The sequence below is a fragment of the Ewingella americana genome, assembly GCF_006438725.1.
GTDB classification, from domain to species: Bacteria; Pseudomonadota; Gammaproteobacteria; order Enterobacterales; family Enterobacteriaceae; genus Ewingella; species Ewingella americana_A.
In genome coordinates this window covers 108436-129108 of the sequence record NZ_RCZD01000006.1, presented here as the reverse complement: position 1 = coordinate 129108, position 20673 = coordinate 108436, and the positions used below count along the sequence as shown (strand labels likewise).

Annotated in this window: 13 protein-coding genes; 4 read left to right on the top strand and 9 right to left on the bottom strand. The window is 55.6% G+C overall.

All coding sequences use genetic code 11. The features are described from left to right. Positions 1-226: 226 nt before the first annotated feature. The 3 genes from treC to treR form a co-directional block, all read right to left on the bottom strand. The gene (gene treC, locus EAH77_RS12960) at positions 227-1873 is read right to left on the bottom strand and encodes an alpha,alpha-phosphotrehalase (RefSeq protein WP_140473233.1); all 1647 of its coding nucleotides are present in this window, start codon (positions 1871-1873) and stop codon (positions 227-229) included. 14 nt (positions 1874-1887) lie between these two features. Then, entirely contained in the window at positions 1888-3306 is a 1419-nt protein-coding gene (treB, locus tag EAH77_RS12955; RefSeq protein ID WP_140473232.1) for a PTS trehalose transporter subunit IIBC, read from the bottom strand. A 152-nt stretch (positions 3307-3458) separates the two neighbouring features. Further along, entirely contained in the window at positions 3459-4409 is a 951-nt protein-coding gene (treR, locus tag EAH77_RS12950) for a trehalose operon repressor TreR (protein WP_140473231.1), read from the bottom strand. A 376-nt stretch (positions 4410-4785) separates the two neighbouring features. Here treR and mgtA point away from each other — a divergent pair, with 376 nt between their 5' ends. Together mgtA and EAH77_RS12940 are read left to right on the top strand one after the other, a co-directional pair. Next, on the top strand, positions 4786-7500 hold the full coding sequence (mgtA, locus tag EAH77_RS12945) for a magnesium-translocating P-type ATPase (protein WP_161985798.1): 2715 nt from the start codon (positions 4786-4788) through the stop codon (positions 7498-7500). A 263-nt stretch (positions 7501-7763) separates the two neighbouring features. Beyond that, positions 7764-10166, top strand: a complete 2403-nt coding sequence (locus tag EAH77_RS12940) for a beta-N-acetylhexosaminidase (RefSeq protein WP_140473230.1) — start codon at positions 7764-7766, stop codon at positions 10164-10166. 109 nt (positions 10167-10275) lie between these two features. Here the strand turns inward: EAH77_RS12940 and EAH77_RS12935 are convergent, their stop codons facing one another. The 4 genes from EAH77_RS12935 to EAH77_RS12920 all read right to left on the bottom strand — a co-directional run bounded on the left by EAH77_RS12935 (position 10276) and on the right by EAH77_RS12920 (position 13836). Beyond that, positions 10276-11247, bottom strand: a complete 972-nt coding sequence (locus tag EAH77_RS12935; RefSeq protein ID WP_277752562.1) for a TerC family protein — start codon at positions 11245-11247, stop codon at positions 10276-10278. 301 nt (positions 11248-11548) lie between these two features. Further along, positions 11549-12295 (bottom strand): glutamine amidotransferase, encoded by a 747-nt coding sequence (locus EAH77_RS12930; RefSeq protein ID WP_140473229.1) that lies wholly within the window; start codon positions 12293-12295, stop codon positions 11549-11551. 29 nt (positions 12296-12324) lie between these two features. Continuing rightward, on the bottom strand, positions 12325-13311 hold the full coding sequence (locus EAH77_RS12925; protein ID WP_140473358.1) for a Gfo/Idh/MocA family protein: 987 nt from the start codon (positions 13309-13311) through the stop codon (positions 12325-12327). 18 nt (positions 13312-13329) lie between these two features. Then, positions 13330-13836, bottom strand: coding sequence for a M48 metallopeptidase family protein (locus EAH77_RS12920; protein ID WP_140473228.1), 507 nt, complete (start codon positions 13834-13836; stop codon positions 13330-13332). Between the two features lie 183 nt (positions 13837-14019). Between EAH77_RS12920 and rlmG the strand changes: the two genes are divergently transcribed. Beyond that, positions 14020-15171 carry a 23S rRNA (guanine(1835)-N(2))-methyltransferase RlmG gene (gene rlmG / locus EAH77_RS12915; protein ID WP_140473227.1) on the top strand — a complete coding sequence of 384 codons (1152 nt, stop codon included), beginning with the start codon at positions 14020-14022 and terminating at the stop codon, positions 15169-15171. Between the two features lie 52 nt (positions 15172-15223). On the opposite strand, the gene EAH77_RS12910 is transcribed toward rlmG, so the two are convergent. Then, entirely contained in the window at positions 15224-17245 is a 2022-nt protein-coding gene (locus tag EAH77_RS12910) for an NADPH-dependent 2,4-dienoyl-CoA reductase (RefSeq protein WP_194150512.1), read from the bottom strand. A gap of 396 nt (positions 17246-17641) precedes the next feature. Between EAH77_RS12910 and EAH77_RS12905 the strand changes: the two genes are divergently transcribed. Continuing rightward, entirely contained in the window at positions 17642-18508 is an 867-nt protein-coding gene (locus EAH77_RS12905; RefSeq protein ID WP_140473225.1) for a crotonase/enoyl-CoA hydratase family protein, read from the top strand. Positions 18509-18554: 46 nt separating this feature from the next. Here the strand turns inward: EAH77_RS12905 and pdeR are convergent, their stop codons facing one another. Further along, positions 18555-20564, bottom strand: a complete 2010-nt coding sequence (gene pdeR / locus EAH77_RS12900) for a cyclic di-GMP phosphodiesterase (RefSeq protein WP_140473224.1) — start codon at positions 20562-20564, stop codon at positions 18555-18557. Positions 20565-20673 lie beyond the last annotated feature (109 nt).

Here is a 20673-nt window from a genome sequence, read left to right as displayed (position 1 = left end):
GCCCGGAGCTTGCTCCTGCCATCCTTATTTTCGGCAGGCAAAGGCAGGGCAACAAATCACATTAAAAAATTAATCTTGATGAGAAAAATGAGAGAGGGGTTTTGGTTTTTTTTATGCGGAGATAACATCTGAGGGGCGCTAATTAACGGCCTCAATGACTAAAATGAGAAAATTAAAAAGGCATCGTGAGATGCCTTTGGGGGAATATTGAGAATATGCCGAGCCGTTATATTATTTCCAGCCGGTAAAAACATTCAAAAGGGCGTAGAGAATGAGCCGCAGGGGCATCAGGATAGTTGCTAAATAACGGATCTGACAGGCCGGGCTCTGTATTTATCGTCTGCATTTTATTACTGAGATTGGCCATCACTGTCAGCTGCTGGTGTTGCCAGGTACGGCGATAACACCACACCTGCGGATTGGCTGGCGCCAGATCCTGATAATCACCGTGGGTCAGTACCGGTAAGGTTTTACGCAGACGAATCAAATGCTGGTAGGTATAGAACACCGAACCGGCATCGGCCAGCGCCTGTTCCGTGTTGATCTGCGGAAAGTTGGCGCAGGGTGCGATCCACGGCGTACCGGAGGTGAAACCGGCGTTCGGGGTCGCGTCCCACTGCATCGGCGTGCGGCTGTTGTCGCGGGATTTCGACGCCAGAATCTCCAGCAGCTCGGCGTCGCTGCGCCCGGCGGCTTTCAGCTCGGCGAACATATTCAGGCTTTCCACATCGCGGTACTGCTCAAGATGTTTGAAACCCGGATTGGTCATCCCCAGCTCTTCGCCCTGATAAATGTACGGCGTGCCCTGCATGCCGTGCAGCACCATCGCCAGCATTTTGGCCGCCGGAACGCGCAGTTCGCCGTCTTCACCAAAACGGGTGACGATGCGCGGCTGGTCGTGGTTACACCAGAACAGTGCGTTCCAGGCGTGGCCGTGCATTCCCTGCTGCCACTGGTTGAAGATCTGCTTGAGCTGCACGAAGTCCGGCGCGGCTTTGGTCCATTTGTCACCGTTTGGATAATCCACTTTCAGGTGATGAAAGTTAAAGGTCATGGAGATTTCGCTGCCGTCATTGGCGGCGTAGCGGCGGCAGTGTTCCAGCTGGGTCGAAGACATCTCACCGACTGTCATCAGCCCGAGCGGTGTAAACACATCGCGGCTGAACTCCTGCAAAAATTCATGGATCCGCGGCCCGTCAGTATAAAAACGGCGGCCATCGCCGCTGTCGTCGGAGGGGAAATCCTGCTGCTTGGAGACCAGATTCACCACGTCCAGACGCAGGCCATCGACGCCTTTTTCCGCCCAGAAGCGGCAGATCTCTTTCAGCGCTTCTCGCACCGGCGGGTGTTCCCAGTTGAGATCCGCCTGTTCGGTGGCAAACAGATGCAAATAGTACTGTCCGCTCTCTTCATGCCACTGCCAGGCGCCGCCGCCAAATTTTGAACGCCAGTTATTCGGCGGTCCGCCTGCGCTGTCGCCATCGCGCCAGATATAGAAATCGCGGTACGGACTGGCCGGATCCTGCGACTGCTTAAACCACTCATGATGGGTGGATGAGTGGTTGAACACCATATCCATCACGATGCGGATCCCACGCTGATGCGCCTGCGCCGTCAGATTTTCGAAATCGGCCAGGGTGCCGTAAGCCGGGTCGATGGCGCAGTAATCGGCCACATCGTAGCCGTTATCAATCTGCGGAGAGACGTACATCGGTGTTATCCAGATGGCGTCCACGCCGAGGGTTTGCAGGTAGTCCAGACGCTGGGTAATGCCGTTGATATCCCCTACACCGTTGCCGGTGGTGTCCTGAAAACTCTTCGGGTAAATCTGGTAAATCACGCCGTCTTTCCACCACGGCAATTCGCTGTTCATTGTCATATCCTTTTCTAAACTACCGCCAGCTCGCCTTTGCGCGCTTTGCGTTTATAAACCAGTACCGTCAGCACGATAGGGATGACCGTCGCGACCAGCATCGCCAGCGCAAACACGCCCCAGAACTGCGGTTTAATCGACAGAATACCCGGCAGCCCGCCGACGCCAATCCCGTTGGCGGTCACGCCGCTCAGGCCACAAATCAGTGAGGCCACGGCGGATCCGATCATCGCGCACAGCATCGGGAAACGGTATTTCAGGTTGATCCCGTACATGGCCGGTTCGGTCACGCCGAGGAAGGCGGAGATCGCCGCTGGCACTGACACTTCGCGTTCGTTATGTTTTTTAGAAGCAATGATGATGCCCACCACTGCCGCCGCCTGCGCGATGTTGGAGATAGCAATCAGCGGCCAGACCGGCGTGCCGCCGGTGCTTTGCACCATCTGCATATCAATGGCGAGCGTGGTCTGATGCACGCCGGTGATCACCAACGGCGCGTAGAGGAAGCCGAACAGGGCCGCGCCAATCGGTGCGAAGCTGCCGGTCATCACCGCTTTCACTGCGTAAGCCACGCCGTCACCAATCATGCGGCCGAACGGACCAATCAGGGTGTGGGCGAGGAACACTGCCACAATCAGCGACACCACTGGCACAATCACCAGATAGAGATAATTCGGAATGATTTTTTTCATACCGTTTTCAATCAATGCCAGTGCCATACCGGCCAGCATCGACGGAATCACCTGCGCCTGATAACCGACTTTCTCGATGGTAAACCAGCCGAAGTTCCACACTTCCGGGATCTGCTGACCGAGGTTGTAGGAGTTCATCAGTTGCGGGGAAACCAGCGTGATACCGAGCACGATACCGAGGATCTCCGTACCGCCCATTTTCTTCACCGTTGACCAGCACACTGCCACCGGCAGGAACATGAAGATCGCTTCGCCGAGGAGCCAGAGGAAGTCATACACCGTTTTCCACATTGGGTGCATCTGCGCCAGCGTCTGGCCGTCGCTCATTGGAATATCGCCGATGACGTTGCGGAAACCGAGAATCAAACCGCCGCTGATCAGCGCCGGTAACAGCGGGAAGAAGATCTCCGCGAAGTGCGAAATTCCGCGTTCAAACCAGCTCATATTCTGGCGGGCCGCCACTTTGGCCGCTTCCTTGCCGGTGTCGTCCTTGCCGCTGGTGGCGATCAGCGCTTTGTAGTAATCATCCACTTCCGGCCCAATCACCACCTGGAACTGACCGGCGTTGGTGAAGCAACCTTTGACCATCGGTAGCGCTTCAATGGCTTTCGGATCGGCTTTCGCCGGGTCATTCAGTACGAAGCGCAGTCGGGTAATGCAGTGCGTGACCGTCGCGATGTTGGCGCTGCCGCCGACCAGGGCGATCAGGCGGTCGACGTCCTGTTGCTTCACTTTGCTCATATGTATGCCTATATGCGTGTAGGTAAATGATAAAAATTGTTAACAGTAGGTTTCGCCAACAAGCATAGCCAAAGGGATGGGATAGTGTCCGGGAACGTTCCCGGTTTTAAGCGGTTGATCACAAAGTTTTTGCTTTAGTGCCGCTTCGCGGCTCAGTCCGCCAGTTGACCGGGGATGATAATTTGCTGCAAAGGTGCTGGCTGGCCGAGCTGTGTCAGCAACTGACGCGCCGCCGCTTCGCCGCCCGTGCCGTAGCCCAGTTCCACCGAAAAAGTTTTTGGGAAGAGGAATTTCAGCAGCGGGTGATTACCGATGCCGCACACCTGAATGCCGGTGATATTCTGCTGTTGCAGATATTTTTCTGCGCCGAGAGCAATGGTATCGGAGGCGCAGATCACGGCATCGGTGCCGGGGAGCAGCACCTGCGCAATCAGGTCAAAACCGCTCTGGTAGTTCAGTTCGCCCAGCGCCATGCGTGGCGTCAGCTGATGTTCGGCACAATACGCCTGATAGGCTTCGAAACGCAGTTGGCCGGTGGTGGTGTCGTGTGGGGAAACGCCGATGAAACCAATCTTCTGGTGTCCCTGCTGCATTAATTTGTTCATCAGCAATCTGACCGCACCGGCGTCGTCATAACAGACCGACGAAAACTGCGGCATCGCCCGCGCCATCATCACCAGTTTATTTTGCCAGCCGCTGAGCATGGCGGGTTCCAGCCCGGTAAAACCAAACAACACGACGCCGTCGATATTGCGCTGTTTGAGCACCTGCAAATGTTCTTCCACCCGCGCGGCACTGAACTGGCTTTCCATCACAATCGGATCATAACCTTGCTGATAGAACAGGGGCAGCATGGCGCGCACCGCCTGATTCTCTGACGGGGAATCCAGACGCGAGACAATGATCGCCACGATTTTATCGCTGAAACCGCGCATGGCGCGGGCCGATTTCGACGGACTGAAGTTGTGCTGTTCAATCACCGCCAGCACGCGCTCACGGGTCTGCGGGCTGACGTTGCCCTCATTGTTCAATACGCGCGACACGGTGGATTTCCCCACACCGCAGAGGCGGGCAATGTCATTAATAGTCAGGCGATTTTGCATGGTTGTTTTACAACAAATAAGTGATCAGGTTTATGTTTGGTTGCAGTTGATAAGCGTACACTGCGTGCGCTGAATATTCGCAGGATAGTTGAATATTCCCGTGCTGTTACCCGAAGGATTGTAATACTTGACGGGTATGATTTCCTAAACGTTCCTTACCGGAGGTGAAAACCTGATGGAACCCGACCCCAATTCTGTAGGTCCGTTGTGATCCGGTAAGCACCCGCCTTTTTGCTACTGCTTGCCGTGATATTAATGCTTTAAAAAGCAATAAAATGGTAAGCGGTGGCGCTCGATCCTTGTCTTGTTTCCCGCTGTGTAACAATCTTTGCCATGTCTGTGGTGTTAAACCGTGGACGCAACAAAGGGTCGAATCATGTTCAAAAATTTTACTCAACGGCTGCTTGATGCACTTAGCCGTAATTTGCCGCGCCGTCTGGTTCGTCGTGACCCGATGCTGGGTGACTCTATCCAGGAAAGCCTCAACGGCAGCAAAATGCCTGAAGTGCCTGCCAGTATTGCCGCGCACAGCATGCAGTGCGCCCGTGCCACGGAAGAGAGCCTGTATCTGCAATTTGGCAGCCATCCTGAAGGGCTGACCGGGCCGGAAGCTGAGGCCATCCGCGAGCGCGTCGGGCCAAACCAAACTGACGATCAGCAGCCTGCGCCATGGTGGCTGCACCTGTGGCACTGCTACCGTAACCCGTTCAACCTGCTGCTGACCGTGCTGGGCCTGGTCTCGTATGCCACCGACGACCTGACCGCTGCGCTGGTGATTGGCGCGATGGTGCTGATCTCTACCCTGATGCACTTTATTCAGGAGGCGCGCTCCAACCGCGCCGCCGATGCGCTGAAAGCCATGGTCAGCAACACCGCCACCGTCCTGCGCAGCGATGCGCACACCGGGCGCAGTGAAACCCTGGAACTGCCGATAAGCCAGCTGGTGCCGGGCGATCTGATTAAACTCTCCGCCGGTGACATGATCCCGGCCGACCTGCGCATTCTTTCCGCCAAAGACCTGTTTATCAGCCAGGCCGCCCTGACCGGCGAATCCCTGCCGGTCGAAAAACAGGCCAACAGCCGGATGCCGGTGGATTGCGATCCGCTGGAGCAGGATACCCTGTGCTTTATGGGCACCAACGTGGTCAGCGGCACGGCGATGGCGATTGTGATCGCCACCGGTGGCGAAACCTGGTTTGGTCAGCTGGCCGAGCGCGTCACGCAGGAAGAGACGCAGCCGAACGCTTTTCAGGCCGGTATCAGTAAAGTCAGCTGGTTGCTGATCCGCTTTATGATGGTGATGACGCCGATCGTTTTGCTGATCAACGGTTATACCAAAGGCGACTGGTGGGAAGCGGCGCTGTTTGCGCTCTCCGTGGCGGTCGGGCTGACGCCTGAAATGCTGCCGATGATCGTCACTTCCACGCTGGCGAAAGGCGCGGTGAAGCTGTCGAAACAGAAAGTGATCGTCAAACGTCTGGATGCGATTCAGAACTTTGGCGCCATGGACATCCTCTGTACCGACAAGACCGGCACCCTGACGCAGGATAAAATTGTCCTCGAACGTCATACCGATGTGCTCGGGGAAACCAGTGATGAAGTGCTGCATCTGGCGTGGCTCAACAGCCATTATCAGACCGGCCTGAAAAACCTGCTCGACGTGGCGGTGCTGGAATCCACCGAGATGACCAACGCCGGCAACTGGCTGAAAGTCGATGAGATCCCGTTCGACTTCGACCGCCGCCGCATGTCGGTGGTGGTTTCTGAAAATGCTGACAGCCACCGCCTGATTTGCAAAGGGGCGCTGGAGGAGATGTTGTCAATCTCCACGCTGGTGCAGCTCAACGGTGAGATTGTGCCGCTGACCGATGTGCTGCTGGCGCGGATCCGCCGTATTACCGATGACCTCAACCAGCAGGGGCTGCGGGTGGTGGCGGTGGCGCATAAAGTGATGCCGTCGCGCACGAAAGGCTATGGCGTAAATGACGAGTCCAGCCTGATTCTGGCCGGGTATATCGCCTTCCTTGACCCGCCGAAAGAGAGCACCGCACCGGCGCTGAAAGCGCTGAAAAACAAAGGCGTGACGGTCAAAATTCTTACCGGCGACAACCCGCTGGTGGCCCGCAAAGTCTGCAAAGACGTGGGTTTGCAGGTCGACCATATTTTGCTCGGCAGCGATATCGAAGCGATGGATGACGTCCGGCTGCTGGCCGCCGCCGAAACCACCACGGTATTTGCCAAACTGACGCCGATGCACAAAGAGCGCATCGTGCGCGTGCTGCGCGGTGAAGGGCATGTGGTCGGTTTTATGGGCGACGGCATCAATGATGCGCCGGCGCTGCGCGCGGCGGACATCGGGATTTCGGTAGATTCGGCGGTGGATATTGCCAAAGAAGCCGCCGACATTATTCTGCTGGAAAAGAGCCTGATGGTGCTCGAGCAGGGCGTGACCGAAGGGCGCAGAACTTTCGCCAACATGCTGAAATACATAAAAATGACCGCCAGCTCCAACTTCGGTAACGTGTTCAGCGTGCTGGTGGCCAGCGCCTTCCTGCCGTTCCTGCCAATGTTGCCGCTGCACCTGTTGATTCAGAACCTGATTTACGATGTCTCCCAGGTGGCGATCCCGTTTGATAACGTTGACGAAGAGCAGCTGGCCAAACCGCAGCGCTGGAACGCCGGTGATATCGGCCGCTTTATGGTGTTCTTCGGCCCGATCAGCTCCGTGTTCGATATTCTGACCTTCAGCCTGATGTGGTGGGTGTTCAAGGCCAATACGGTGGAGGCGCAGACGCTGTTCCAGTCCGGCTGGTTTATCGAAGGGCTGTTGTCGCAAACGCTGATTGTGCACATGATCCGCACCCGTAAAGTGCCGTTCATCCAGAGCCGCGCCTCCTGGCCGCTGTGCGTGATGACCCTGATGGTGATCATTACCGGCATCGGGCTTATCTTCTCACCGGCCGCCGGATTCCTGCAATTGCAGGCATTGCCGCTCAGCTACTTCCCATGGCTGATCGCCATTCTGGCCGGTTACATGGTGCTGACCCAGTGCGTCAAAGGCTGGTTCGTACGGCGCTACGGCTGGCAGTAACTGACAGGCTGTAAACAGTAATTGTTAAGAAAAGACGGTGATTGTTAACTCAGTCACCGTCTTTTTTTCATCAACGGCTATAGTTAATCCTTACGTTTCAGCGCCATACCCGTCATCCTTCAAGTCGCCGGTGCGTTGGCTGCATTCGCTCACCCGAATCACTTACTTCAGTAAGCTCATCGGGATTCGCTTATTTGCCGCCTTCCTGCGACTCGAATGATTTTGGGTATGGATTTGCTCATTTCCTCTGAGGGATCTTGCTCATGCCTTTGCCATTCCGTCGTTCCTTGTTTGCCTCGTCGTTACTCCTTGCTATCACCTCTTCGGCGTTTGCTGCCCCCGCAGGAAACCTGCCGCTGATGCCGTGGCCACAGCAGGTGGAGGTCGCGCCGGATGCTGGAAAATGGGAAGTGGATAATTCGCTCTCCATTGCCGTCAGCGGGGATGATGTAGGCCCGGCGGTCAGCCGCTGGCGTGACAGGATTGAGCAGCAGACCGGCTGGACTTTACAGCCGCAACCGGCTGAGGCGAAGCAGAGCAAAATCCAGATTGTGATTAAACAGAAAGTCGCTGCCCAGCCGATGCCGGACAGTGATGAAAGCTACCAATTGCAGGTCACGCCGCAGGGCGCAACCCTGACCGCCAATACCCGCTTTGGTGCGCTGCACGGCATGGAAACGCTGTTGCAGTTGCTGCAAAATGACGGCCAGAACACCTTCCTGCCGCTGGTGACCATTCACGACCAGCCGCGCTTTGCCTGGCGCGGCGTGCTGCTGGATTCCGCCCGTCACTTCCTGCCCATCAGCACCATCAAACGCCAGCTCGACGGCATGGCGGCGGCCAAGCTGAACGTTTTGCACTGGCATCTGACCGACGATCAGGGCTGGCGCTTTGCCTCGCAGCACTATCCGAAACTGCAACAGCTGGCCAGCGACGGCGAGTTTTATACCGTTGAGCAGATGAAAGAGGTGGTGGCGTATGCCACGTCGCTCGGTATCCGCGTGGTGCCGGAAATCGATATGCCGGGCCACGCCTCGGCGATTGCCGTGGCCTACCCGGAACTTATCAGCGCGCCGGGGCCGTATAAAATGGAGCGCGAGTGGGGCGTACATGAACCGACCCTCGACCCGTCCAATGACCAGGTTTATAAATTTGCCGACACGATTATCAGCGAGCTGACCGCTATCTTCCCGGACCCGTACCTGCACATCGGTGGCGACGAAGTGAAGGATACGCAGTGGGTGAATTCGAAAGCCATTCAGGCCTATATGCAGAAGAATAAGATTGCCGACAGCCATGCCTTGCAGGCCGCGTTCAATAAGCGCTTGCAGGTTATTTTGCACCAGCATCAGCGCAAAATGGTCGGCTGGGACGAGATTTTCCACCCGGATCTGCCGCACGATATTGTCATCCAGTCGTGGCAGGGGCCGGACTCGCTCGGCGCCAGTGCTCAGCAGGGATATCAGGGGATTTTGTCCACCGGCTTTTATCTCGATCAGCCGCAGAGTTCGGCCTATCACTACCGCAATGAAATTTTGCCGCAGCCGCTGGGCGTGGACCAAAACGTGGCTGATGGCGAGACAGCCCAAAGCTGGCAGTTCAGCATGCCGCGTCTGAAGGGCAAACCGGTGGACGGCAGCTTCACGCTGATTGACGGTAAACAGGGCTGGCGCGGGTTTATCGATTTCGGCGGGAAAACCCGTCGTGCGGTGCGCGATATTGTCTGGCAGGACGACGGCAAAGTCAGTTTTGCCGTAGATACCTGGATGGGCGATACGCGACCGGTGCTGACGCTGAGAGAGGGCAAATTTGACGGCTACTTCCTGATTGGTAATGCGCGCTATCCGGCGACCGGCAGCCAGCTCAGCGCGGTTCCCGTCGGAACGCCGCCGGTGGTGCCTGACGCGCAGGGGATGAAAAATATTCTCGGTGGCGAAGCGGCGCTGTGGCAGGAGAACATCACCTCGCAAATTCTGGATCTGCGGCTCTGGCCGCGCGGCTTTGTGGTGGCGGAGCGGTTGTGGTCCGCACAGGACGTGAAAGACACCGGCAATATGTATCAACGGCTGGCGAAAATCGACAGCTGGTCGGTGGTGTCTGTCGGTCTGCAACAGCACGCACAAACCGCCAGAATGATGACCCGTCTGGCGAACAGCACCGACATTACGCCGCTGCTGACGCTCTCCACCGCGCTGGAACCGGCGCAGTATTACACCCGTCAGCACATCAAATTCCAGGCCGGTCATTACACCCAGTTCGAACCGCTGAACCGGCTGGTGGACGCCTTACCGGCCGAGAGCAACGCGGTACGTGAACTGGATAACCACATCACGGCACTGCTTGTTAACCCGCAGGACGCCGACGCCGCAGCGGCTATCCGTTCGCAGCTGGACATCTGGCAGCGTAATACGCCATTAGTGCAGCCGCAACTGACGCATAACACTGTGCTCAAGCCTGTTCAGCCGGTGGCGGATCAGGTTGGAAAACTGTCTGAGCTGGGTCTGCAATGGCTGGATAACATGCAGAAGGGCGAAAGCATGACGGCGCAGCAACGCCAGCAGGCGCAGGCCCAACTGGATGCGTCGGCACAGGTTCAGGATGAGCTGGTGATCGCGGCGGTCTATCCGCTGGAAAGGTTGTTGCAGGGCGTGAAGAGTACGAAATAGCCGAGTACACCGGGCGGCAGAGACCGCCCGGTGATCGTTATCTGGCGCAAAAAATAACGGACGCCTTTCAGCGCCCGTTTTGGTATTGGATATTGCGAGCTATGCCCGATTATTTTTCTAATTTTGCGCGGTCAGCACGGCGATTTACCCAGACGTTGATCAGCAGCGTGCCCACCAAAATCGTGGCGATCACGCCGAGCGATATGCCGACCGGAATATGGAACACGTCAAGCAGCAGCATTTTGATACCGATGAAAATCAGGATCACCGCCAGACCGTATTTCAGCATCGAGAAACGTTCGGCTACGCCCGCCAGCAGGAAATACATCGCACGCAGGCCAAGGATGGCGAACAGGTTCGACGTCAGGACGATGAACGGGTCAGTGGTTACGGCAAAAATCGCCGGGATGCTGTCGACGGCGAAAATCACGTCACTCAGCTCAACCATAATCAGCACCAGCAGCAGCGGGGTAGCAAACAGCAGGCCGTTGCGGCGCACAAAGAACTTCTCACCCTGGAGTTCGTCGGTCATGCGCAGTTTGCTGCGCAACCAGCGGATCATCGGCTTTTCGCCAATCTCGCCGTCATCCTCTTTCGCCAGCGCCATTTTGATACCGGTAAACAGCAGGAAAGCGCCAAACACGTAGAGGATCCAGCTGAACTGACCCACCAGCCAGCTGCCCGCGAAGATCATGCCGGTACGCAGGACGATAGCGCCCAACACACCGTAGACCAGCACGCGGCGTTGCAAATTGGCCGGAACGGAGAAGTAGCTGAAGAGGATCAGCCAGACGAAGACGTTATCCACCGCCAGCGCTTTTTCCAGCAAATAGCCGGTGAGGAACATGGTGGCCTGAGCGTCAGCCACTTCACGGCCAAACTCGCCGTTGAGATACCACCAGAAGCCAAAGTTAAACAGCAGCGACAGGCCAATCCACACCAGCGACCACATCGCGGCACTTTTCATGGTCATCACCTGCGCGCCTTTGCGGCCCTGTAACAGCAGGTCGATGGCCAGCATGATCACCACGACAACGGCAAAACTGCCCCACAGCATCGGGTTTCCGACGGAATTCATCATTACGCAATCCTCAATAAAACATCAAAAAAAAACGGCCAGCGTCGGAAGACGTTAGCCGCTCTCTCTGAGCTATAAGCAAACCTCGCCTTCCGGCAAGGTCTCACTTACAACTCTGATGTTGATTCATCGCTGAATCTTTTATCAGGGTTGCCCGGTAACCGGGTGGCTGAGACAGCGCTGCGTGAGCGCGGGTCCAGACACCGTAATGACGATTATCCGACGAAGAAGTTACTCCCCATTGCGAGCGGAAAAATAATACAAAATGTGTCTCAAGTCAAACATTCAGAAACACTTTCGTGCATTAACCCGCCAGCGCCTGACGTTTGCCCAGTGCATCGACGAAAGAGAGCAGCAGGGCCTGGCTCAGCGGGGTATCGCTAAGCTGCTGTAATTTATTAGCGTAGTTCACCTTGTCGTCCTGCGCCTGGTCGCTCAGCCATTCCAGATAGGTTTTCATCACCGCACCGGAGAATTCCGGGTGGAACTGCGTACTGATGGCATTCGGGCCATAACGCAGGATCTGATGCGGGTCATGCAATGTTTTCGCCAGTACCGTCGCGGTGGCGGGCGGGGTGATGACCGTTTGCAGGTGGATCAGATTAGCGGTGAACTGCGCCGGAAGTCGCGACACCAGCGGGTCAAGATGTCCGGCGGGCGTCAGCGTCACATCATGGGTGCCAACTTCGATACCCTGCGGATGGAAATCCACTTCGCCACCCAGCGCATACGCCATGAGCTGGTGGCCGTAACAGGCACCAAACAGCGGCAGCTCATGCAACATCGCCAGACGTACCCAGTCTGCAGCATCTTCACTCCAGTCCAGGTGTTCGGTCACCATGCTGCGCGAACCGGTAATAATGGCACCACAGTAATACTCCGGCGGTCGCGGCCGCTCACCGGCCTGTAAATCAATAATTTGCACCTGCTGCGCGTCGATATCGCCCTGACGGATAAACATCTGCGGGAAGTTATCGTGTACGCGACGGATAGGTTCCGGCGCATGGCCGGTTTGCAAAATCAGCAAAGGTTTTGGACTGGCTGTACTCATCTTGAACTCCCGCTACAGGTGACTGGTATTTAAACGATGTGATCGGCAGGGAACACCACGCCGGTCTGACGGCGGATTTCTGTCAATAATTTGGCGGTGATGCGGGACACTTCCAGTCCAGGATGTCCGACGAACTTATTCTCCACCAACAACGCAAAGGTCTCGGCTTCATACAGCATGGTGTTGATGTGCTGAGGCTGGGTGAGATCAAGTTTCTGGCTGCCGCGTGGCGTCAGGCTGAGCGTCTGGCATTCGGAGATTTTTTCCATCTGCAATGTGCCTTCTTCGCCCTGAATTTCGCTTGGCAGCAGGGAGTCGGCGATTTTCGAATGGTTGATCACCACGTCAAAATCATCCGCATAGCGCAGCACGACCGTGCCCTGACCGTCCACGCCGCTCTTAAGCAACGTGGCGGACGCCGTGACCGACAGTGGCTCACCAAACAGCGATACGGTGCTGGCCAGACAGTAATAGCCGATATCCATAATTGAGCCGTTAGAGAACGCCGGATCAAAGGTATTCGGGTTTTCACCTGCCAGGTAACGCGGATAACGTGAGGAGTACTGGCAATAGTTGAAGATGGCTTTGCGCAGTTTACCAATGCGGTTCAGCGCGCCTTTCATATGCAGGAAGTTCGGCAGATAGGCGGTTTTGAACGCTTCGAACAGCACCACGTTATTTTGTGTGGCACAGGCGATCATGCTTTCGGCTTCGCGCAGGTTCGACGACAGCGGCTTTTCGCAAATCACATGCTTTTTATGGTTGAGGAACAGCAGGGTCTGCGGGCAGTGCAGGGAGTTCGGGCTGGCGATATACACCGCATCAATCTCGTCAGAAGCGGCCATCGCCTCGGGCGAGTCAAAATAGTGTTCGACCGGATACTCGTGACCGAAGGCTTTTGCACCGTCCAGCGTGCGCGAATAAATCGCCGTCAGTTTCATCTTGCCGCTCTCGTGCGCGGCGTCAATGAAACGCTGGGTGATCCAATTAGTTCCAATAATGCCAAAGCGAATCATAGTCATCCTAGTGGTTTATTATGGGTACAACTTACCGAATATCTCCAGATGTGTCAGATACATACGGGTGTCGAATTCTAACTGGTGGTAGTCGGGCGTCATATGACAACACAGGCTGTAAAAAGCTTTGTTGTGATCTTTTTCTTTCAGATGTGCCAGTTCATGCACCACGATCATTTTCAGGAAGGCTTCCGGCGCGCTTTTAAACACCGTTGCCACGCGGATCTCCGCCTTGGCTTTGAGCTTACCGCCCTGAATCCGCGAAATGGCCGTGTGCAGCCCGAGAGCGTGCTTCATCACGTGAATTTTGTTGTCGTAGGCCACTTTGCTCAGCGGCGATGAACTGCGCAAATACTGATTTTTCAGATCGAGCGTAAACTGGTACAGCGATTTGTCCGTGGTGAGTTCGTGCGGTTGCGGATAACGCGACAGCAGAACTTGCCCCAGCCGCTGCTGGTCGATCAACTGGTGAACCTGAGCTTGTAGAGACTCAGAGTAGCCTTGCAGATAGGTCAATTCAGGCATAACTGTTTGCTTTAGCTCTCATTGATCCAAAAAGGAGGGTCACAGGGTTAACGCAGATTTTTATCGAAAACCGGACGTTAATCCTTAATGACGGCAGATAAAGCCCTTTTTAACTGAAAAAACATTTTACTGATAGCCCAATTTAAGGGATAAACAGCGCAAATTGAATAATGAGGAGGGCCAATGAGCCAATTCGAACTCGAACTGGGTGAGCAGCGACTGCAACTGGAGCTGGAACGTTATCCGCAAGAAGAGGCTACAACGCAGCTTCAGGCATGGGAAGCTGCAGACGAATATCTGCTGCAAACCCTCACCACCGACGCGCTCGATGGCCGTCCTGTACTGATCTTCAACGACACCTTCGGCACGCTGGCCTGTGCACTGCAGCCGTACCAACCGACCAGCATCAGCGACTCCTTTATGAGCCAGCTGGCAACCCGCCACAACCTGCGCCTGAACGGTTTAGACGAAGAGAGCGTGGCACAGCAAAGCAGTCTGGTGCCGTTGCCGATCAACCCCGGTCTGGTGGTGATCAAAATTCCTAAAACGTTAGCTCTGCTGGAACAACAGCTATTGGCCCTGCGCGAAGTGGTGACACCGCAAACGCAGATCATCGCCGGTGCCAAAGCGCGTGACGTACACACGTCCACGTTACAATTGTTCGAGCAGATCCTCGGGCCGACCAAAACCACGCTGGCGTGGAAAAAAGCTCGCCTGATTCACTGTGAAGCGACATTACCCGCGCAGGAAGCCGAGCCGGTGACCACCGAATGGGCGTTGGATGACAGCGAGTTCCGCATCACCAACCACGCGAACGTCTTTTCACGGACCGGGCTGGATATTGGTGCTCGCTTCTTTATGCAGCATCTGCCGGAAGCTATCGAAGGGCGCATGGCGGATTTAGGCTGTGGTAACGGTGTGATCGGCATGACCGCCCTGGCGCTAAACCCGGATGCAGAAATGCTGTTTGTGGATGAGTCCTACATGGCGGTGGAGTCGAGTAAGGTCAACATTGAGAACAACCTGCCGCAAGATCTCAACCGCTGCCATTTTGAAGTGAACAATATGCTGGCCGGTGTTGAGCGAGAAACCCTGCACGCGGTGCTGTGTAACCCTCCGTTCCATCAGGGCACGGTGATGAGCGATGATACCGCCTGGCGTATGTTCTGTGACGCCAAACGCTGCCTGCAAACCGGTGGCGAACTGCGCATCGTCGGCAACCGTCATCTGGATTACTATCAGAAATTGCGTCGCCTGTTTGGTAACTGCACGACCATTGCCACTAACCAGAAGTTTGTGGTGTTGAGGGCAGTTAAGACCGCATCTCAACATTGATGATGTGTTCGGTAAGCAGGAAAAAGCCGCTCACGCGGCTTTTTTTTCGCCCTCAGATCGCCATCGCCAGCCTTGTTCCCTGATCGATAGCGCGTCTGGCATCCAGCTCCAGTGCGACATCCGCCCCGCCAATCAAATGCACGCTTTTCCCGGCTGCCAGCAGAGGTTCATGCAGCGCCCGCTGGGGTTCCTGCCCGGCGCAAATAATCACGTTATCCACTGCCAGACATTCGCTGACACCGTCGCGCGTGATGTGTAATCCGTCGTTATCAATACGTTCATAAGTCACGCCGCTGCACATGGTTACGCCGCGCTGTAACAGGCTGGCACGGTGGATCCAGCCGGTGGTTTTGCCGAGACCCGCACCGACTTTACTGCTCTTACGCTGCAACAGCACCACTTCACGCGCCGCAGGTTCGGCGTGCGGGCCCTCAGCGCTGAGGCCGCCGCGCTGAGTCAGGGTCTGATCGATTCCCCATTCATGACTGAAAGCCGCGCTGTCGAGGCTGGCCGACGGGCCGCTCTGCACCAGGTATTCTGCCGTATCAAAACCAATGCCGCCTGCGCCGATAATCGCCACGCGCTGGCCGACCGGTTTTTTGTCACGCAGTACGTCGAGATAGGTCAGCACGCTGGGGTGATCAATCCCTTCAATCTCCGGCAGGCGCGGTGAAATCCCGCAGGCGAGGATCACTTCATCATAACCGTCGAGCTGGCTGGCGCTGACTTTTTCCCCCAGGCGCAGGGTCACCTGTAAAATCGCCAGTTGACGCGAGTAATAGCGCAGCGTCTGGTAAAACTCCTCTTTGCCGGGGATCTGTTTGGCGATATTAAACTGGCCGCCAATTTCAGCATGAGCATCAAACAGCGTGACCTGATGACCGCGGCTGGCGGCGGTGGTCGCGAAAGCCAGGCCAGCAGGGCCTGCGCCGACCACCGCCAGCCGTTTAGCATAGGTCGCCGGGATAAGCGGCATTTCGGTTTCGCGGCAGGCGCGTGGATTGACTAAACACGACGTCAGTTCTCCGGCGAAAATCTGATCCAGACAGGCCTGATTACAGCCGATGCAGGTATTGATCTCATCGGCACGGCCCTCTGCCGCTTTCTGCACGAAGGCCGGGTCAGCGAGGAACGGGCGGGCCATCGACACCATATCGGCACAGCCGCTGGCCAGCAGATCTTCGGCCACTTGCGGGTCATTAATCCGGTTAGTGGTGATCAGCGGAATATGCACTTTGCCCATCAGTTTTCGCGTCACCCAACTGAACCCGGCACGCGGCACCATGGTGGCGATAGTCGGCACGCGGGCTTCATGCCAGCCGATACCGGTGTTGATGATGTTGGCACCGGCTTGTTCAATACGCTGGGCCAGCGTTTCGATTTCACTCCAGCTCGAACCTTCTTCCACCAGATCCAGCATCGACAGGCGATAAATAATAATAAAGTGTGGGCCACAGGCGGCACGTACGGCGCGTACCACCTCCAGCGCGAAACGCATGCGGTTATCGGCGCTGCCGCCCCATTGGTCGGTGCGCTGATTGGTGCGGGCAGCCAGAAACTGGTTTATGAGGTAGCCTTCGGAACCCATGATCTCCACGCCGTCGTAATTGGCCTGCTGGGCTAATTCGGCACAGCGGGCGAAATCGGCAAGGGTCGTTTCGACCTGTTCTCCCGTCAGCGCCAGCGGCGAAAAACGGTTGATCGGTGCTTGTAGGGCTGACGGAGCCACAGGATTGGGCTGATAGCTATAACGTCCGGCGTGCAGAATTTGCAGGGCGATCTTCCCGCCCGCCAGATGCACCGCGTCAGTCACTATTTTGTGATGTGCGGTTTGGTGCGGCTGATTAAGCACCGAACCGCCGTGGTATACCACGCCCTGTGGGTTTGGCGCGATGCCGCCCGTGACGATAAGCCCCACGCCTGCTGCGGCACGTTCGGCGTAAAATGCCGCCATCCGCTCAGCACCGTTCTCAAGTTCTTCCAGTCCGGTATGCATCGAACCCATTAGCACGCGATTTTTGAGCTGAGTAAAACCTAAATCCAGCGGTGCCAGCAGGTGGGGATAAAACGGCATGTCGCGTTTGCTCATAGGGCATGACTCTTAAGTGGTCGGATGAGATAAGGATCAATTTAGCCGTCGAACCGGAGATTGAAAAGCCCTGCGCTGATGATTGTGATAACGCTCATAAAAAATTAAAAAAGAGAGAAGGAACCGTTTGAACTGAAGCGTTAAGTATTAGCGCGCTTCTCTTGATCGAACATTCTGCTTTTGACTCATACTTTCATCACAGAATAAAAATTACCCTGCGGCCAGGCTATTTATTTTTCTGCTTTTTTTCCTATAAACACATTATTTAATCCCGTTAGGATTATTTTTAACGCACAAACTCGAATCGATTCAGTTCGGGTTAGAGCTGGACTAGGCTGGACCTGCTTCACCCAAAATCCTAATCTAACCTGGATATTAACTATGAATCTTATTGACCATACAGCATGCCGTCCATTTACCGAAGCCGGGCAATTATCTCAAATAGCTGCCTATTACGAAGAAGGTCGCAACGTCATGTGGATGATGCTGAAAGCCTTTCCCCGTCCTTGTTTTAATCAGCCCTTAATTGAAGACATCATGAACCTGACCTATGCGGCGAAAGCCTCAGGGCTACGATTTGATTTTTGGGTTACCGGTTCTTTGGTGCCTAATATTTATAACGTAGGGGGTGATCTGAGTTTTTTCGTTGACTCAATACTGAATAACAAGCGCGAGGCATTGCGTGCCTATGCTCGTGCCTGTATCGACTGTGTACATGCCGCTGCCCGAGGTTTTGATGTCGGTGCGGTCAGTTTATCGATGATTGAAGGGACGGCGCTGGGCGGCGGTTTCGAAGCCGCGCTGGCGCACCATTATGTGCTGGCGCAGAACACCGCCCGGATGGGGTTCCCGGAGATCGCGTTTAACCTTTTTCCCGGCATGGGCGGTTACTCGCTGGTATCACGCAAGTCGGGCATGCGGTTGGCGGAGGAGTTGATCTCCACCGGTGAGTCGCATACGGCGGAGTGGTTCGAAAGCCGCGGGCTGGTGGACGTGCTGTTCCAGCCGGGCGATGCATTTATCGCGACCCGCACTTTTATCGATACGTTACGGCCTAAGCTCAACGGGATCCGAGCGATGATCCGTGCGCGTCAGCGGGTATTGCAGCTTTCGCGCTCGGAGTTGATGGATATTACCGAGGATTGGGTGGATGCGGCCTTTACGCTGGAAGAAAAGGACGTCGCGTACATGGAACGGCTGGTGATGCTACAAAATCGCCATACTGCTTCCATGCGTAAAACCGGTTAGTCCGCCTATACTTGTCGTCCCGTTGATTAACCGTCAATTCTGACGTCTATTGCGTGACGGTGTCCAAACTCCCGGGTGAAGCAATTGCTTTCTGTACAAGCCAGTGCTCCAGTTCTTCTGCGGGCATTGGCTTGGCAAACAGAAAACCCTGTTTGCTGTCCACACCGATTTCGTCAATCAACTGCTCTTCTTCTCGCGTTTCTACGCCTTCCGCGATGACCGTTAATTGCAGGGTTCTCGCTACGGCCACTATCGCCCGCACCAGCGCCTGAGACACGGTATTATGATTAATGCCGCGCACAAAACTCTGGTCCAATTTGATGCAGTCGAGCGGGATCCGCGCCAGCTGTGACAATGAGGAATAGCCTGTGCCGAAGTCATCCAAATGCACTTCCGCGCCCAGTTTATGCAGCTGATTGATCATGGTTACCGCGGCTTTTTCATCCTCTACCAGACAACTTTCCGTCAACTCAAAATCGAGCAGGCAGTTTTTCATCCCGGACTTCTGCATGGCCTCAGTAAAGTCGGTGACCAGTGAAGAGTTATTTAATTGCCGCCCTGAAAGATTCACCGCAATGCGCAAATTCAGCCCCTTACGCTGCCACTCGGCGGCTTGCTGTGTCGCCGTTTCGATAACCCATTTGCCGAGGGGGGCTATCAGGCCTGACTCTTCCGCATACGGAATAAAGTCCTGCGGCTGAATGATGCCGCGCTCCGGTGAACGCCAGCGTAGCAGGGCTTCCACGCTCAGTACTTCCCCGTTGGCGGTTATTTTCGGCTGGTAATAGAGCATCAGTTGTTGCTCTTCCAGTGCCTTGCGCAGGTTTGTGTCCAGCCACATGTACTCAGCGACTTTCTTGTTCATCTCTGGCGAGAATACGCAGTGCGCGCTTTTGCCGGTCTCTTTCGCCACGTACATCGCGGTGTCAGCGTTGCGGATCAGGCTTTCGGAATCGGTACCGTGCTGCGGGCAAACGGCAATGCCGCTTGAGCAACCGGTGTAAACCTCGATCAGGCCAATACGGAATGGGGCTTTCAGACGGCCCAAAATCTGCTGACTGATGGCTTCCAGCGCCTCCACAGAGGTGTTGTGGCTGAGGATGATGAACTCGTCACCCCCAAGCCTTGCAAGCGTCTCCGTCTCTTTCAGGCAGCCCTGAATGGCGTGTGCCACCTCTTTGAGCAAACGGTCACCAAACATATGGCCATAGGCGTCGTTCACTTTTTTGAAGTTATCCAGATCAAGGTAAATCAGCCCGACCTGATGATCGCCGCGCTCTTCAAGCGCCGTCCGCAGCAACTCCTGCAAAGCATTGCGGTTTGCCAGGCCGGTGATCAGGTCGGTGTTGGCGAGAACCCGCAGTCGCTCCTGTGCCATACGTTCATCGGTGATATCGGAACCGGAACAGATCAGAAATTTTTGCTGTTTTCCGCTGCCGCTGTGGACAAATTTATTGCGAAACAGAAACAACCGCTGGCCTTTGACGGTGTTTATCCAGCGTTCAACCTCATAGGACTGCTCTTTTTGAAAGAAGCCGTTGATGTTCTGACGCGAGGCAATGCCTTCTTCCATCGACATAAAAAGGTCATAGGCGCTACGCCCGATAACATCCTCTTCGCGCAGACCCGTGTACTCTTCACTCAGGCGGTTGAAGCGGTGAACTTTGCCCTCCTGATCGATAATGACAATCACCGAGTTAGCCTCTGAAACCACTTGTTCGGCGAACGTCAGCCCGACTTCAAGGTCGTGCGCGACCGAAGCCGTGTCTTCAAAATCAGAGGCGGTGCCGGCCCAGACTTTATTCTCGACTTTCCGGCCGACCAAATAGAGACACAAAGGCGTGCCAAACAGGGATACGTCCAGCGTAAAGCAGGAGGTAATACCGGTCAGCTCACGGATGCGTGCCGCCTGATAGCCTGTCAAGGAGACGGCGACGTTGACTACACCTTTCTCAGCGGATAACTCAAGGGCATTACTGTCAGAACCCAGGCGCCAATAAGGGCGTGGTGTACCAAAATGGAGGTACAGAATGGAGTCATCTTGAGAGTCGGTCATTGGAAGCATCTCCGCATGTAAAGCCGCACACCGCACTGAGCCACGTGGCGAACGTGACTTGATGGCGGAGCATACTCTGGTCAGGTTCAGGGCTCGACATACCGGTTCT

Bases quoted from the DNA above. Each gene is read 5' to 3' on its own strand.
- treC (WP_140473233.1), bottom strand. From the start codon at position 1,873: ATGAACAGCGAATTGCCGTGGTGGAAAGACGGCGTGATTTACCAGATT.
- treB (WP_140473232.1), bottom strand. From the start codon at position 3,306: ATGAGCAAAGTGAAGCAACAGGACGTCGACCGCCTGATCGCCCTGGTC.
- treR (WP_140473231.1), bottom strand. From the start codon at position 4,409: ATGCAAAATCGCCTGACTATTAATGACATTGCCCGCCTCTGCGGTGTG.
- mgtA (WP_161985798.1), top strand. From the start codon at position 4,786: ATGTTCAAAAATTTTACTCAACGGCTGCTTGATGCACTTAGCCGTAAT.
- EAH77_RS12940 (WP_140473230.1), top strand. From the start codon at position 7,764: ATGCCTTTGCCATTCCGTCGTTCCTTGTTTGCCTCGTCGTTACTCCTT.
- EAH77_RS12935 (WP_277752562.1), bottom strand. From the start codon at position 11,247: ATGATGAATTCCGTCGGAAACCCGATGCTGTGGGGCAGTTTTGCCGTT.
- EAH77_RS12930 (WP_140473229.1), bottom strand. From the start codon at position 12,295: ATGAGTACAGCCAGTCCAAAACCTTTGCTGATTTTGCAAACCGGCCAT.
- EAH77_RS12925 (WP_140473358.1), bottom strand. From the start codon at position 13,311: ATGATTCGCTTTGGCATTATTGGAACTAATTGGATCACCCAGCGTTTC.
- EAH77_RS12920 (WP_140473228.1), bottom strand. From the start codon at position 13,836: ATGCCTGAATTGACCTATCTGCAAGGCTACTCTGAGTCTCTACAAGCT.
- rlmG (WP_140473227.1), top strand. From the start codon at position 14,020: ATGAGCCAATTCGAACTCGAACTGGGTGAGCAGCGACTGCAACTGGAG.
- EAH77_RS12910 (WP_194150512.1), bottom strand. From the start codon at position 17,245: ATGCCGTTTTATCCCCACCTGCTGGCACCGCTGGATTTAGGTTTTACT.
- EAH77_RS12905 (WP_140473225.1), top strand. From the start codon at position 17,642: ATGAATCTTATTGACCATACAGCATGCCGTCCATTTACCGAAGCCGGG.
- pdeR (WP_140473224.1), bottom strand. From the start codon at position 20,564: ATGACCGACTCTCAAGATGACTCCATTCTGTACCTCCATTTTGGTACA.